Raw genomic sequence first — 16,278 nt, 5'->3', positions numbered from 1 at the left:
CCCTGTTTAAAGGGCTTTTATGCTTATTTTGAAAAAGAGATAAAATCAATATATCCCTTTTCTCCGATTTTTACAACGGCATTGTAGGACTTTTTCTCTTTGTTTTTGATTCCTTTTACCAGGGTTTCTTTTCCCTCTAGTAATTCTTTTACATTTGTTTTGGTGAGTTTTTTCTTTCTAAAATGTTCAGCTAAAGTAAACTTACATTCAGGATAATTTGAACAACCATAAAACGATTTTTTTAATACAATATCGTTGCCACACTTAGGACATTTTCCTACAATACTTTTTTCTGCTTCTTTTTCTTTCTGTTCCTGGTAATCAGAAAAATTTAGTTTTTCTATATCGTTAGGTACAGCTTCCAGTAAATGAACAATAAATTTTTTGATATTCGTAATAAAGTTTTCTTGATTACCTTCTCTTTTACCAATCTTCTTTAAATACGTTTCCCATTTAGCCGTCATTTCAGCACTCGTTAAGAGGTGCTGACTTTCAACTGCCTGGCACAATAATTTACCTTTTTCAGTCACAACAAGTTTATTTTTAATGACTTGGATATATTCTTTTTGTTTCAAGGCTTCAATAATGCTTGCTCTTGTCGCTTCTGTTCCGATCCCCTCGACTTCTTGTAAAATCTTGATTGCTTCTTCATCATCAACCGTTTTATTAGCGGTTTTCATAGCAGTTAATAATGTACCCTCTGTAAAACTGATGCGTATTAACATAGTTTTTAAATTAACGTTGCTGTACCATTGATTTACTTCTCCCTACTTTATTTCAAATATAGATTACCCACGAATCTCCGCTTCATCAGAAACCCGCTTAAATTTAATATCTGTATCAACTGCTTTAAAGTGTTTCTCACCAGCCAGAATCTTAGCCCATTCATGAGGACGTAACTGTTCAAAGCTTGTATCACCTTTCGTTTCAACGATGAAGTATAGGTGTTGCTCATCATCTTCTTCATACAGCAATGCCCAGTCTGGATTGTAAGGCCCAAGCGGTGTGCGAATCTTGAACCAATCTGGCAGCTTAATGTAGAACTTAACATTGTCATCCATTTCAGCCTTACGAGCAAAATCCTTTTCAATGTTTGAATCAGTTACAACATAGTCATAAACAGTCTTTTGTTTACTTTCATCAACTTTAACCGAATTCCCTTTTTCACCGAGGTAAGCATTCAAGGTTTCAGTGCTAAACAGCGTCTGTTCATATTCATCATTTGTACGAGTATATTCAATACCATCCACAATCAATTGATTCTTGATTGCGTTGATAATCTTCGCAGCCTGATTCATATATGACAATGGATTGTTCTTAAAACTATCCAGATTGTTGACTGACTGCAAAATTGCGACGATTGTCTTGCGAGTCAAACTTGTTTCATTTTGCAAGAAAGTAATGATATCTGGCAATTTGTACATACCACTCGTTGTTGCACGAACACTGCTTTCGCCAGATTCATCAGCCTTTACACCGGCTTGACTCATCTCAACCATCCCCTTCTTGTAAAGGTAGGTCCCCTTGCGAGTCTGAATGGAATCAACTCCGTCAAATGATTCATTTCCTTTTGCAGCAAATTCGATTAATTTGTTTGAATCAAAATGAATCTTATAAGTCGTCTTGTATTTGATTTTGTTCCAAAGTTCTAAAAAGTCATCTGCTAAGGCTTCTTTTACAACCTTGACTTCGACTTTATCCTTGGCATCTTTGATATCAAGACTCTTAACCTTAGATTTAGCAGCAACCAAAATCTGTGGCACAACATCAATAAATTCTTCCGGTACTTCAATTTCCTGATCAGTAATCGCTTGTTTCAACTTATCGGTTGCTCGCCCAGATGAATTAATAAATTCTTCCTGTTTGAGGTAGTTGAACAATTGCTCAGATTTTTCTTTGCCAAGAATTTCCATTTCTTCCGTAACTTCATCGTAATGCGTAATAATCGTCGCAAAGCTATCTTTATTAAATACACCAAAGATAACACCATCTTCTTCGTATTCTTTTTGAAGACCTTCAGCAAAATCCTTATAGCTTTCATTTGCCATAACAGTCAGCGTGTTAACAGCAAATCCAGGGACACGTTCACCATCTTCGTTAACCGCAATACGCAGGCCACGACCAATTTTCTGACGTTTGTTAATTGTATCCTTTGTTTCAATCAAAGTGGCAATCTGGAATACATTCGGGTTGTCCCAACCTTCCTTCAAAGCTGAATGAGAGAAAATGAAGCGAATTTTATTAGCCTTCGCTGTATGATGCTTCTCTTCATCATAGAAAGTCAGTAAGCCTTCCTTGTCCTTCATAATCATCTCGTAGGTAGATTCATCGGCCTGAGTATCACCCTTGGTATTTTTTAACTTACCTTTATTATCTGCTGAGAAATAACCATCATGGACTTCGGATACTGGCACATTCACATCGTTCAATTCTTTGTACTTGGACAAATGAATCAAGCGTTCATATTCTTCTTCAAAAATACGAGCATAACGGCCAAGACTAGGATTACCCTCTTCATCATAAACGCGGTAGTTTTCAACCTTATCCAAGAAGAACAAACTCAACACCTTGATTCGTTGCCCCGATTGTTTGAACTTCAACTCCTTGTTCAAGTGTTCTTCAATCGTCTTAGAAATCTGAGCACGTTTTATTGCTTCATCTTCTAATGTAGCTGACTCAAGCGTGATTTTTTCAGGATTACCCGAGAAAGTAACTGATTCAAATCCAGGTGTAGCATCAATGTCTTGAATGAACCCAACTTCATCATACGCCTGAAGCTTGGTTTTACTAAACATATCGTCACCGGCTTTAAAGTTCATAGTTATTTTATCAGCGTCATTACGTGTCTTTTTATAAACTTCAATCTTGGCACTGATACCGTTCTTACCAGTTTTTACGTCAATCAATTTCAAATGAGCACGGTTACCATCTTCGTCCATCTCGATGCCGGCTACCTCAATCTGCTTAACGAGTTGATTGTCGTAAGCATCAACCGCACCAAGTTGATAAATCTTCGGATAAGTATTATCTCGGTGAGTGGCTGAATAACGGAAGCCCGCTGACGGATTTAAACTCTTCAAAGCATCTTTAGCCAAGTCAGTATTATCAACAGACTGTGGTTCATCAATAATAACTATCGGCCGTGTTTCAGCAATCAGGTCAATTGGTCGTGCACCAGAAAGTTGGTCATTTTCACGGTTCATGACGTTTGTATCTTTGTTGAAAGATTGAATGGTCGTAACCATGATATCAATCGTATTTGCCGATGCAAATGAACGAACACGGTCAAGTTTACTGCTATCAAACATGAATAAATCATAAACCACACCGTTGTATTGATTTTTGAAATAGTCTTTTGTAATCTCGAAGGATTTAAGTACCCCTTCCTTAATCGCAATACTTGGCACTACAATCACGAATTTCAAAAATCCGTATTGTTTGTTTAATTCAAGAATCGTTTTCAAGTAAACAAAAGTCTTACCAGTCCCTGTTTCCATCTCAATATTGAACTGCGGGAAAGCTTTGTTATTTCCAAACAGATTGTCACTTGGCACGATTCCATCCAGAATTTGAGTTTTGTTGACGTTCTTCAACATCTGTTCTTCATTAATAATCACACGGTTACCAACACCGATTCCATCCTCAGTGAACATCGAACCTCGTGAATAATCATCTGTAATCGTAAAATTTGATTCTTTAATTGTCTGACCTTCAAACACGCGCACCGCACTGTTAACGGCATCTGTTTGATAGTCGAGTGTATCAAATTGTATTTTCAAGAGTCTTTACCTCCTTTGCTTTAAATACTTAAAATGTCATTGTACTGGATGCCACTTGCATTGAGCTGCTCAATCGTATTTAACTTCTCACTATCATTGATGAATTTCTCATCCTGTAAAACAACTACTGAGTTTTCAGCTTCTTCATCAGCAATTTGCTTAATAATATGACTTGCCACTTCGCTCGTAATCTTGTCACCAAGTACTACAAACATTGCACCAAAGGCAATATCATAAACAACCGCTTCCCCAACTTTTGTTTCACTAATTGGATAAGTCAAATCAAGACCTTGCTTCAACATGATTTCATAAACAACATCGATTGGTTTTGAACCTTCTTCAAAGTTGTTAGCCAGTAATTCAAACTGCTCATTCAAGTCTTTGGGTTCTGCGTTCCATTTCTTGATATTTGATTTAGAGAGTTCAAAAACTTTGAAACCAACGTCAAGTTTTCCTGCTAGTTCAGGATTTTCAGCAATTATCTTGTCCCCGGCTAAAGAGATCCGTTTTTCTGCAATTTCTGGTATTTTCCGCATTCCTGCCTTGTATGCTTTATGTTTTGCGTCAATATCTTCCGGCAATTGAACGAGAATAAACTTTCTTTTTCCATCATCATCAATATTGGATTCCATTACCGCTTGTGCTGTAGTTCCAGAGCCAGAAAAGAAGTCTAGGACGATATCATCTTTATCTGGTGCACCAAGTGAAATCAAACTTTTGATTAATGAAACAGGCTTTGGAAAGTCAAAGTATCTTTCTCCAAATAAAACCTCTACTTCTAAACTAGCTCGTTGATTCGTTCCATATTCAATTCCCCAAAAGTCATTCGGTATTGCACCTTTACTTTCAGACAAGTAAATTTTGCTATATGGTTGTTCTTCACCACCGCTTGTCCAGTAAATGCCATTATTTTCATCTAGTTCTTTAAATTTTTCTTCCGCAACCATCCAAGGACCATTTAAAACATTTCCAGATTTTGTTGTTACTGGATAAGAGTAGCGTCCGCGAGTTTTATCCAGTAAAATTCCTCGTCGGAACTTTCCTGCATAAGAATCAGAGTAGCGATACTCCCGAATCGCACTTTCTGATAAAGGCAATCGTCCATAAACTAATTCCTTCTTATTTTTTGCATAAATTAAAATATACTCTTTCACTCGTGCAGCTAAACCAATATTAGCCTGATTATCAGAGCGTCGCCATGCAATCTCTTGAATAAAGTTATTTTCACCAAAAGTTTCGTCAAGTAAATTTCTAAGCTTTGCAACTTCATTATCATCAATAGAAATTGCAATAACTCCATCTTGTCTTAAAAGATTTCTAGCTAACTTAAGACGTGGATACATCATATTCAACCAGTTAGTATGATATCTTCCATCTGTATCTGAATTAGTTGAAAACTTTTTCCCTTCGTCATCAACCTGACAAGTAACTTCTAAATAATTCTCAAGCGAATCAGAAAAACTATCCTTATACACAAAATCACTACCCGTGTTGTAGGGTGGATCCAAATATATGAGTTTCACTTTATTCGCATAAGACTTTTGCAAAATCTTCAACACCTCAAGATTATCTCCTTCGATATAAAGATTTTGTGTTTCATCCCAGTTCTTTGACTTTGCCTTATTTGGCTTCAATGTTGCCACCGTTGGCTGTTGAGCCAGCTGCATCGCTTGTTTCTTGCCGTTCCAAGTAAAACTGTAGCGTTCGGGTGCTGTTTCAACTTCATCCCCAAGAATCAAACGTAACTTATCAAAGTCGATTTTCTTTTCAGTTAATACCTCAGGAAATAATTCCTTCAGCTTTTCAATATTTTGTTCAGTGATATCAAGAGAACTTGAAGGCACTTGGTTATTCTCATTTATCATAAATAGGATTTCCTTTCACACTTTCACTTACTGATTAATCTTGCTTGAAAGCTCATCTTTTAACTTTTTCAGCTTCATCTGCATATCAATTTTGCGATTCAGTTGACGTTCCTTTTTAATTTGGCCACGCAAATCTTCAATCTGTTTCTTTAATGCATCAAGCTGGTCTTTTTCTTCACCAGTGATATTAGCAACTGCTTCACCATATTGTGACTTAGCCGTAGCTGTCACAATCTCATCCCGAAGTCCATCATAAAAAGTTTTCAGATTCTGCCGTGGTAAATCAATCAGTGATATTTGCTGCAACACTTCTTCCAAGTTTTCATCTTGATAAACCGGGGATGGATACACATTCATCAACTTCAAAAAGCCTGTTGATAACTTCTCAAAGCGACCCGTGTAGATCGTAAAACTATCCGGTTCATCGGTGAGGATAACTAATGGATATGGAATCAGGTGTGCCAACATTTTATAGATTTTAGTCGAGTCACCTTTATCCTTGGTTTTCACATAAAGAAACTGAATTTCTTGATAAAGTTCCTTGTCGTCCTCATACACAGCAATATGTGTATTGTCAGTTTTCAGACTTGCCAACATATAAATGCTTTGGACGGAATCTTGTAAGAATTGCTTGTCCGCCGCATTTTTCATATGTGGATAGATTTGCGTTTTTGGTAGATTTCGATTGATGATTGTAGCACTTGGAAATTTCCACCATTTGATTATGTCTTTCGTTTCCAATTCGCTCACCTACCTAATAATCAAAAATGAAATTAACTCAACATCATCTAAATCATCCAATAGTTCAGTTTGGACGCTAGTACCACCAGGTGAAAACAATGAACCCATCCCTACTTCATCTTGCTTACCTCGAATTGCTTCAATCGCTTTACTCAAGATTTCAGAATAGGCACTCATGTCCTTACCACCATTCGTTTCATCATAAAACTCATCTACAAGTGGTTGGTTGACCGTCTTTTTACCGACCGTCAGCTTTTTAAAGAAGTCCAACACTTGCTTGGCGTACATGTAGTTTATTTTGACTGTTCCATCCATTCGCATATAAACAACAATGTACGGCAAGATACTATTTTCTTGTCCCAAGTCATTCGTCTGCTGCTTCAAGGTCAATATGACACCCGGTTCAGCTTCAGGGAAGTTGGTTGTATCCGTAATTGCATACATGCCTAGCGGCGCTTCATTCAACAACTTCTCATGCTCTTTCAAAGCATTCTGCAAGTCTGCTTTGAAGTCATTGAAGGTCATGTCGGTAATGGAAATTGCCCCATTGACGTCTTCCAAATCAATGACTTGAGTTTGGAGTTGTTCCAACTGTTTCTTACGGTATTTCAAGTCGTTCATTTCTTTATTAGATTTAATATTCAATAAGTCATCTTCACCGGTTGCTGCCGTATTTAACATGACCATACGTCCCTTGACACGTTGTTCCAGATTCAGATAAGTATCCAAGTCCACATTTGGCCAGAAGTTTACTAGTTGAATCTGTTTATTACGTGAGCCAATACGGTCAATACGCCCGAAACGTTGAATGACACGCACTGGATTCCAGTGAATATCGTAGTTAATCAAGTAATCTGCATCCTGCAAGTTTTGCCCTTCAGAGATGGTATCCGTTGCAATCAACAAATCAATTTCTTCGGTTGCGTTCGGATTGATCTGGTCACGTCCTTTTGATATCGGTGAGAAGTTCGTCAAGATATCACTCATATCATTGACGGCCACACCTTTCATGGTTGTTTTGTTCGGTGTAGAACCACCCGTCACCAACGCAGAATTCAGACCATAAAATCTTTTTACTTTGTCAGCTAAGTTCTCATAGAGATAGTTAGCCGTATCTGCAAAGGCAGTAAAGATGATTACTTTCTTGTTTTTGCCATTAATTGGATGCTCATACTTATGCTTGAGAATTTTCTCCAAGTCCATCAACTTATCATCTTTGTCCGGTGTTACTCGATGCGTGACGGTTTGCAATTCTTTCAACGTTTCAAGATCTTCATTAAGAGCTTGGGACCACTTCACTAAGTCCATATCACCAATCAATATTTTAGTTTTTGTCCCCACTGCCTGTTCGTCAAAGGCACTTTCCAAATCCTCATCATCAAAATCAGTGATACTTGGCATTTCCACGTTACCCGCTTGATGCTCTTTGATTTTTTCAAGGATATCTTCAATCCCGCCAACCATTCGGTCAAGGGTTGATCCAAACGAATAAATGGAACTTTCCAGTCGTTTGAACAAATTGGCACGAATCAATTTAGCCAAGGCTTGTTCACGGTCAACTTGCCTGAATGACGACTTCCCTTCTTTTACCTTGGTGTCATACAATTCTTCGTAGCGCTTTCTTTTAGTCGAGAGCACATACTGAAGTGGTTGGTACATTGCCATGTTCAAGTAACCGATTGAATCATAAACATCCTGTAAATCAGGGAACTGCCCTGATGCATCAATATTTGGTTTCACTGTCATTGGCTTCAAGCGTTCAGGGAAATCTCCCAATGAAGTCGTATCATAATATTTTTCAATGTGTTTCCGACTACGAGCAATCGTCAACATGTCCAGTAACTTAAAATAATCCGGATTGACCTTATCAAGAAAGCTTTGAGTCGTCCGTTCAGATTCATCCAGTTCCATCCATTGATTAAAAGCTTGTTGTGCTAAACGCAGTGTCGTGTCAATATCATCAACACCATACTTCGCCAACGCGTCCGTTTTGCCTTCAGTGATGAAACCAATCTGATTTTTCAAGTCATTCATTCGGTTGTTGATTGGTGTAGCTGAAAGCATCAATACTTTTGTCTTACGTCCCTTTTGAATGATATCTTCCATCAAGCGTTGATAACGTGTTTTGGTTTCACGATTGACGCTGGTATCGTTATTACGGAAGTTGTGGGATTCATCAATGACAACCAAATCAAAATCAGACCACAGAAAAGTATCCAGCTTGATTCCGTCACTTTCCCCTTTATAACGGCTAAGGTCAGTGTGGTTCAAAACAGTGTAGTTAAAGTAGTCATCCACTAAAACATTTCTTACATCAGGTCGTGTATAAAGTGTCCAGTTATCCCGTAGTCGTTTTGGAGCGAGAACGAGCACTCGTTTACGCTGCAACTCAAAATATTTGATAACGGCCAAGGCTGAGAAAGTTTTACCTAAACCAACTGAATCAGCTAGAATCGCACCGTTGTATTTTTCAAGCTTACGAATTAAGCCCATCACACCATCTTTTTGAAATTGGTAAAGCTTATTCCAAATTACTGAATCCTTGAACCCAGAACCTTCTGGCGCAATATCTTGCTCATCCAATTCACTCAACTTGTCATGAAAAATATGGTAAAGCGATACAAAATAAATCCATTCAGGTGGATTTTCTTGATAAATGGTTCTGACTTTTTCAAGCACCTTGTCTGTTACTTCTTTTGACTTTTTAGGGTCATTCCAGACAGCGTCAAAGTCAGCTTTTAAACCAGCTAAGTGATTAGGTTCTCCAATAATTCCCGTCATTGAAGAAACGTTATTTGACTCTGTAAGTCCTAAGCCATCTGAAGTAAATTTGAACATTGAAGGAACTACCACATTACCTTCAATATCTGCTTCATTTTCAATCAGTAGTTCATCCAAAGCATTTTGATTTGGTCCCAGCTGATGAACCTTTACTTTTTCCTCAATCAACCTTGCCGTTTCACGAGCAATAAAAGCCGTGTTCATTTTATTTCTGAGCTTAATTTCATACTTATTTCCAGAAATATCTTCTTCACTTTGCGCAATTTCATATCGCTTTAAAAAACTAGTTTCTTCCTTCTCAAAGAAAGATTTCGTCAGAACCAAACGCAACCCCTTTGAACGCTTGATTTCCTTTTGTAATGCGTGAAAAGCAAAAATTGAAAATGCAGCCGTTTGAATACTGATTTTCGAATGTTTCGTCACCTTTTCACTTATTAAATTTTCTAGGGTGTTATCCCCCTTGTTATCAATTAATTTTAATTCCATGAGCGTCCCCCAAGGCTATAATTTTAATTCTTCTATCCTTTGCTATGTTACGCAGCCACCACTTCACAAATATCCCCGACATCACAATTCAGTGCGATGCAAATTTTAGCTAGTGTCTCAGTTGTCACTGTGCCACTATTATTTAATTTGTTGATGGTGTATTGACTAAGGTCAGCCAGTTCAGCTAAATCTTTCTTTGACATGTCTCGGTCAATTAATAACTTCCACAATTTTTTATAGCTCATCATCTTATCACCTATTTTCTCTAAAATCTAATATGCCGATAATAAATATATTATATCACAATTGATATGAAATTTTACACAAAAATATAGCGAACGCTTAATTTTTTTACGATTGATTAGATTTTGATAAATATTTGTAGGAATGTAAATTTTAGGGGGTGTTTAGGGGTGTCATAGGGTGTTAATTTGAAACCTAGGGGTGTTATATTTTTACCCTCTTGGAAATTATGCCTGTATCTCATTGATGAAATTCATCGTAAAATAAAAAAGCTTCTCAAGCCACAAGCTCAAGAACTCCCGTATTATCGCCTTTTCTAGCAGTTTGTATTTGTATCGATTGCGTGATTTTAATATCAATGTAAATTAGCTTTACCTTTCCAGCATAATTGTCCAATAGTGAATGTAAAGCTAATAGATTATTGCCCTTAATTATCAAATTATCATTATCGATAGCAAAGACTGTATTCACATTTTCACCGTTAGGATCTTAACGTTTCACTTTTTGGAATGCTTTATGGTCGAATAATTGATCTATTTCATCCTTTTCAATCACTTCATTAAGGAGTGCATCATCATAGCCATTCTCATCATCTTTCGTCATAGATGCGGTTAGCACAATATCCTTAAAAGGAAAATCTAATACTACATCTTGAATATCTTGAAGAAATTTTCCATTAGTCGTTAATCCAATACGATTTTCATATTTTGTATAGCTTGTATCCCAATAATCATTGTAAAGAATAGCTTCTTCTAGCTGTTCAATTTGAAATAATTTTTGCCTAGCAACCTCAATGAGGAAATGTTGTTTAATGTACTCTACCTCAAATAATTTACTAAGTAAGGCTTGATCATACCTGCGCAAATCATCGGATAATTTAGAACGATTTAATTCTTCACCCACAAAATACTTATCGCTAAATGAAGTAAGAATTTTTTTCAATTCATCAAATATTCTTGGTTCAATCTTCCTCATACTATTACCTTCTTTCAAACGAAAATTTTTATCGCCCTACTAATTTAGGTAACCATCATAATTTAATTTTAATAAGCGTTAATTAATATCTTTTGTAAGTTTAATGTTGTTGTTTTAAGTACTAATTAATTTTGGAGTATTGGCAAAAGTGTTCAGATAATAGCTACTTTTTATGAACATTACTCATAGTTATGATATGTAAAATTCTCCGGCTTTCTTCCCTGCTTCTGAAGCAAATTGACTGATCAGAAATTCATACGCATCCCCGATCACGTCCCCATCGTGACCTAAAACTTCCACGTCATTCAATTTCTTAATGACTTCGGTAATCGTCACATTTCGTTGTTGCTCATCTGTTCCTAGTTTTTTTGATTGGAGATCCACATCATCAAATAACCCATTAAATTGATTGTAGGTAGATGCCAATTGCACAAAGGCTTTGTTTAGATCGTTCAATTGGAACGTTGCTTGTTTTGCTTGATCCGCTAAGACGTTGAAAAGATACTCTGGTGCAATTGCATACCCCAAAATATCAACGATGGTGGCAATCAGAGCTTCTTTTGATTCCTCATCTGAAAGTAATTCACGATACAACATCGTTTGTTTGCTTACCGTATCATATTCCTCTAAGGATTCATCTGCTAAAAGAACCACTTGTTCCAACAAACGGTCGGATAAATATTTATAGAAAATCAACCCCAATAAATAATTTTTATATTCTGACGCATCCATTTTACTACGGAGATTATCTGCCGCACTAAATAATTTTTGATTTAATTCTGCACCCAAAAAGATACACTCCTATCTCTTATTTAAAGTTGCTATATACCCTCTTATTTTAGCACACTCCCTTTTAGAAAAAGAATAAAACTTATTTTTGCTAATAAACTACGTGAAAGGAGTCTAACGTTGTTTGATATAACTTAGACTGATCGTTAACTTATTTTTTATATTTCTACATAGTTATCTTTAAAACCATTTCAGATACATATGAAACAATTACATATGATTTTTTTATAAAAAAACAGTACTGTCTAGTAGTATAAAATATACAAATTTCTTAAAAATTTTTTCAATAAAATCACTACCTGAAACAGTCTAAAACACTTATATATCAACGTTTAATGAAACTATCTCCGTTTCATTTCAGATACAAATAAATATAGTCGGGTTCCAAATCCGAAAAAAAATACCCCCAGTAGCTTATCCTAAGCTACTGGAGATGTATAAGTACGGTCATATAACAACGGGGTAGGTTAAATGAATGAAAAAGATGGAAGAATCATTATTCAATAACTTTTTTAAATACTTCGTTGTAATCAGTTACCTGTCCGTTCTTAAATACCACAGAATAATCTTTTTTCCCATTTTCAAGTAACAAAAAGTGGAATATCTTTACCAACTTGCTCTGTCACTGCATTATTTGATTACATCAATTGGTGGAATTATCTTCGGTTACACGGTTCTTTGGGATATGAGACACCAATCAGCATTCGAAATCGGAGATTGGCGGAGCGGATCCTTGATAATGAGCATGGATGTGGTAGCGTTGCGTAGTGGCCGATACATTTGCTTGTAGCTTCGCCACGGTTGATTCACGTCCATGGAGGCTCGTTGTCAAGGACAATCGGATTAGATAACAAGCACCTGATTTTTACACTTTATAATTTTTGTCAAAAAAAGGGTTGCCATTCCACACTTAATAAACACGTAAAAAACTAAAATACAACGAAGAATGATCGACAGAACTAATTAATTTGTTCTTTTTCTTTTTTTGGATTGATACTCTTTAAGAACTTCTCCTCCAACACCAATAAATGACGATAAACATCATCCATCGACCAGCCTGAAGAAAGACTAAGACAATATAAAAAATCACAAGGTAACGTTTTTACTGCACGGTTTCTTGTTACCCAGCTTGCTACTGTACTCTGCTTATAGCCATGTAATTCACAAAATTTCTCTACTGTCATCCCTAGCCGCGAAATAATAAACACATTGATCGGGTAGGGATATACAAAGGTATTGATACTCATAGTCAGAAAGACCTCCCGCCATATTATTACGTTTGCGATAATAGTACTACTCTTTCTTAAGAACAGCAAGCAAGGCGAAGAAAAAGAAGGAACGTATCATAGATATAATGTAATAGGCAATTTGCACCTTTTAGTTTCAACCTGTATCGATCATGAACAGATTTGTTTGCACGCCGATCTTATTGGGTTCTATCAAGCGTTTCAGTGCTGTCTGGATAAACGTGTATTCTCTTCCAAAAGCTTCTGAGATCGCAGCGAAATAAGCCCCCTGGCTTTCTTTTTTTAGCCGGATAACGGAGCGCATCAATCCATGTATCGAAGCTAGCATAATACCTCCATTACGACCAGCACGAACACGAAAATGAATTTTGTTCTCTTCTCTTAAATGCTTCAGTACTTTGTCCAGGGAACGTTTTGGGATCTTTAAACGTTCAGTTAACTCTTTTTTTGTAGAAAGAATGTATGGTTGTTCTTCATAGGATTGCTCATTCAAATAGGACAGTAGATCTTCTGCCCATTCATGACTATGTGAATACTTGCGAACAGCTCTTTCTTTTTTGAATTTCCACCAACCCCGTTTTTTATTGAATAGCTGCTCTTCAGAAAGATTGGCATCGACCCACTCTTGGCATAATAGGACAACTTTTTCTCTGTGCGCTGCTTGATATTTTCCGGAGTAAGCGGAACGAATGATTCTGGTTAATTCTCGATCAGATAAAGGGTTAGCCAAGCGGTCATTGAATTCTAACATCGTCAATTCACATGCTTCTACTTCGTATCCTGACGAAAAGTATGCCAAAGACAAGGTGAATATGACATTATTTCGACCATATACGCCCTTTTCACCTTGTATTTTTTGACTTTTTAGCAACAGCTGGAACCAGGGTTCATCGACTTGACGAAATTCTTGAGTAGATGGTAATACAAAAACGTTTTTGATCTCCGCTTTTTTGTCCGCATCTTCTCTCATTGACCAGTCGATCCATTCTTCGAAACTATAACGATACTGTGGTTCAAAGAATAAAACATTCTCTTCAGAAGGCATACGTGTGATCCCAAAATGATTGGCATTTACATCAACTGGAAACCGATAATCATTTGAAAATTTGTTTCTTAGATTTTTTGAGATCATTTTGGCCACATTGATCACTTTAAAATTTGATTTCTTCGTCACGTATGCAGGCTTGTCTAGTACATAGAAAGCTTGAAATCCATGCGGTGTACGTAGAATCATTGTCGGCATAAAGCCGATCTCGTGACTGGCCAAGATAATTTCTCCATAGTCAAAGTTTGGATCCAATGTGTCAAAATCAACAAAGAATGTATTGATTTGACGTAAATTGTCCTCCGAATGACCTTTCGTAAACATTCTGGCTTCATCAGCATACGTTCCATAGCGAAATACATTTGGTGTCCAATGAGTGAATCGATTATTGTTTTCGATCACCCCTTCTTCTGAAGTAATCACTAGTCCAATCCCCTCGATCATGTGTTCCTTTGAACGGTACGCAAAAATCGCCCCTCTCCCCGACTGATCTGTGTAAGAGATAGGTTTAAGGCGGCTATTTTTAAATTTAAATTTACGAATCCCGTTCTGTAAAATAGTCGAGTATACAACATCTAAATCATATGCCATGGTTGCTGATCCTTTCCAAACAAAAAAGAGAACACAAATAATCTTTCGATTTGTGTTCTCTCAATGGCTTAGAACGTCATAATTTCGTTAAAATGCATGACAAATAAGCATGTATATATTGAGTTGCCCGTCAAAAAATGGTAATATAATCCTATAAGTTCAGATTCCCAGTCTGAACTGATTATCCAATCACATAAGTGGTTTCCAGCCACTTACATAACTACCGAGACGAGCGAGAACACATAGGTTTGTATGTGATTCAGAAAAATAGGTGAGGTCCAATTCACTTATTTTTCCGTCTCTTTTTTTACTGTTTATTTTTCTTTTAGACTACAGAACATTCTTCAACTTGTAAAGAACTATTTTTAACAATGGTTTGCAACAGTATACTTTTGAACTTTTTTAATGGTATACCAGTATACTTCTACACTTATTACGGTGTATCAGTATACTGGTATACTTTTTTCGTTTTGTGATTAAAGTATTTACATATCGGTGCTTCCTGAATCTATATAGGAACTTTTTTATATTATTTCCTTTAAATTCGCAGTATACCAGTATACTTAATAACACCTTTAGTATACTGGTATACTTTTACACCAATCTACTTTTGCAATTATTTTCTTTACAAGTAAACTCCACACTGGTATACTTATGATATATTATTAATCAATCGGAGGTCTATTCATGGGAAAAGTATATGTCGTGGGAAATTTTAAAGGCGGAGTAGGAAAAACTAAATCAGTAACTATGCTTGCATATGAAAGTGCTGTAATCAATAACAAAAAAACATTAGTAGTTGACTTAGATCCACAAGGAAACGCAACGAGTATTTTAGCTAAAACAGGTGAGCTTGAAGAAATTACAAAGAGTATCACTACTGGATTTGAGGAAGGAGACTTAAGTACTCAAATTACACCTATCATGAGTAACTTAGACTTAATTGCATCCAATACCACCTTTAGAAACCTAACAAAAATACTAATGAATCGTTTCCCGAATGATGAAATTAAGCAAATTACCTACTTGAAAGAGCTACTGAAACCATTGAAAGAAGTCTATGACGCTATTTATATAGACGTGCCACCTACAATATCTGATTATAGTGATAATGCTATGCTTGCAGCTGATTACTGTATCATTGTGTTACAAACTCAAGAATTATCTCTGGACGGTGCTCAAACCTATATTGCTTACATGCAATATCTTGCAGACACTTACGATAATGATTTACAAGTACTAGGGATTATACCTTGCATGCTAAGACCCGGCGGACGAGTAGATACTAAAGTACTTGATCAAGCAAAAGAGTTATATGGAGGAAATGTTCTGGATACAATCGTTAAGTATCAAGAAAGATTAAAGGTTTACGATGTTGAAGGTATACGTGTTTCGTATTCTTATACTGGAAAACCAGATGGATGGGATATTAAAGCTCATCAGGTATTTATCGATGTTTTAAATGAGTTAGACCGACATGAGGAAATACTAGAATCTCTGGAGGATTAAATATGTCTGAAAATTTCAAGCCAATAATAAGCAATAAGAATAACAAATCTTCTTTACAATCAAAAAAGGTCGAAATAAAAGGAAAAACAGATTTTGGTAGAACCTCTTCTATCACTCCTATAAATAATACGAATACAGAGACTATAAAGAAAGAATCTATTACGAATCCGACTGCAAAAGATAAAAGATTTTCAGCAACCCTAACACAAAAAGTATCGCCTTCTGTT

At 36.3% G+C, this 16,278-nt stretch carries 8 protein-coding genes and 5 pseudogenes; 3 read left to right on the top strand and 10 right to left on the bottom strand.

Features of this window, described 5'->3' with window-relative positions; translation table 11 throughout:
• Positions 1–23: 23 nt before the first annotated feature.
• The 8 genes and pseudogenes from IGJ25_RS16290 to IGJ25_RS16255 all read right to left on the bottom strand — a co-directional run.
• A pseudogene (locus IGJ25_RS16290) lies at positions 24–710 on the bottom strand (DNA topoisomerase); the annotation flags it as partial.
• 78 nt (positions 711–788) lie between these two features.
• The gene (locus tag IGJ25_RS16285) at positions 789–3,779 is read right to left on the bottom strand and encodes a DEAD/DEAH box helicase family protein (RefSeq protein ID WP_438779450.1); all 2,991 of its coding nucleotides are present in this window, start codon (positions 3,777–3,779) and stop codon (positions 789–791) included.
• Between the two features lie 20 nt (positions 3,780–3,799).
• Entirely contained in the window at positions 3,800–5,644 is a 1,845-nt protein-coding gene (locus tag IGJ25_RS16280; RefSeq protein ID WP_002340512.1) for a site-specific DNA-methyltransferase, read from the bottom strand.
• Between the two features lie 27 nt (positions 5,645–5,671).
• The gene (locus tag IGJ25_RS16275) at positions 5,672–6,394 is read right to left on the bottom strand and encodes a DUF4391 domain-containing protein (protein ID WP_002351807.1); all 723 of its coding nucleotides are present in this window, start codon (positions 6,392–6,394) and stop codon (positions 5,672–5,674) included.
• Complete coding sequence (locus IGJ25_RS16270) at positions 6,395–9,652, bottom strand: helicase-related protein (protein ID WP_438779449.1); 3,258 nt, start codon at positions 9,650–9,652, stop codon at positions 6,395–6,397.
• Positions 9,653–9,699: 47 nt separating this feature from the next.
• Positions 9,700–9,900, bottom strand: coding sequence for a helix-turn-helix domain-containing protein (locus IGJ25_RS16265; protein ID WP_002403339.1), 201 nt, complete (start codon positions 9,898–9,900; stop codon positions 9,700–9,702).
• Between the two features lie 349 nt (positions 9,901–10,249).
• Positions 10,250–10,870 (bottom strand): annotated as a pseudogene (locus IGJ25_RS16260) (site-specific DNA-methyltransferase); the annotation flags it as partial.
• A 198-nt stretch (positions 10,871–11,068) separates the two neighbouring features.
• Positions 11,069–11,659, bottom strand: a pseudogene (locus IGJ25_RS16255) (type I restriction-modification system subunit M N-terminal domain-containing protein); the annotation flags it as partial.
• Between the two features lie 630 nt (positions 11,660–12,289).
• Here IGJ25_RS16255 and IGJ25_RS16250 point away from each other — a divergent pair.
• A pseudogene (locus IGJ25_RS16250) lies at positions 12,290–12,427 on the top strand (IS3 family transposase); the annotation flags it as partial.
• Between the two features lie 191 nt (positions 12,428–12,618).
• Here the strand turns inward: IGJ25_RS16250 and IGJ25_RS16245 are convergent.
• Both IGJ25_RS16245 and IGJ25_RS16240 read right to left on the bottom strand, forming a co-directional pair.
• The gene (locus IGJ25_RS16245) at positions 12,619–12,906 is read right to left on the bottom strand and encodes a type III secretion system protein PrgN (protein ID WP_251844806.1); all 288 of its coding nucleotides are present in this window, start codon (positions 12,904–12,906) and stop codon (positions 12,619–12,621) included.
• Positions 12,907–13,042: 136 nt separating this feature from the next.
• The gene (locus IGJ25_RS16240; RefSeq protein WP_263729322.1) at positions 13,043–14,542 is read right to left on the bottom strand and encodes a primase C-terminal domain-containing protein; all 1,500 of its coding nucleotides are present in this window, start codon (positions 14,540–14,542) and stop codon (positions 13,043–13,045) included.
• Between the two features lie 687 nt (positions 14,543–15,229).
• Between IGJ25_RS16240 and IGJ25_RS16235 the strand changes: the two genes are divergently transcribed.
• Together IGJ25_RS16235 and IGJ25_RS16230 are read left to right on the top strand one after the other, a co-directional pair.
• Positions 15,230–16,051 (top strand): ParA family protein, encoded by an 822-nt coding sequence (locus tag IGJ25_RS16235; RefSeq protein ID WP_002298756.1) that lies wholly within the window; start codon positions 15,230–15,232, stop codon positions 16,049–16,051.
• Between the two features lie 2 nt (positions 16,052–16,053).
• Positions 16,054–16,278: pseudogene (locus IGJ25_RS16230) on the top strand (hypothetical protein); the annotation flags it as partial.

The sequence above is a fragment of the Enterococcus sp. DIV0240d genome (assembly GCF_051711245.1).
Lineage (GTDB): Bacteria > Bacillota > Bacilli > Lactobacillales > Enterococcaceae > Enterococcus_D > Enterococcus_D casseliflavus.
Note: the sequence above shows the minus strand (reverse complement) of the source record. Positions and strands in the feature narration are given on the sequence as shown.

Coding starts and splice junctions, on each gene's coding strand:
- IGJ25_RS16280 (WP_002340512.1), bottom strand. CDS start 5,644: ATGATAAATGAGAATAACCAAGTGCCTTCAAGTTCTCTTGATATCACT.
- IGJ25_RS16270 (WP_438779449.1), bottom strand. CDS start 9,652: ATGGAATTAAAATTAATTGATAACAAGGGGGATAACACCCTAGAAAAT.
- IGJ25_RS16265 (WP_002403339.1), bottom strand. CDS start 9,900: ATGATGAGCTATAAAAAATTGTGGAAGTTATTAATTGACCGAGACATG.
- IGJ25_RS16245 (WP_251844806.1), bottom strand. CDS start 12,906: ATGAGTATCAATACCTTTGTATATCCCTACCCGATCAATGTGTTTATT.
- IGJ25_RS16240 (WP_263729322.1), bottom strand. CDS start 14,542: ATGGCATATGATTTAGATGTTGTATACTCGACTATTTTACAGAACGGG.
- IGJ25_RS16235 (WP_002298756.1), top strand. CDS start 15,230: ATGGGAAAAGTATATGTCGTGGGAAATTTTAAAGGCGGAGTAGGAAAA.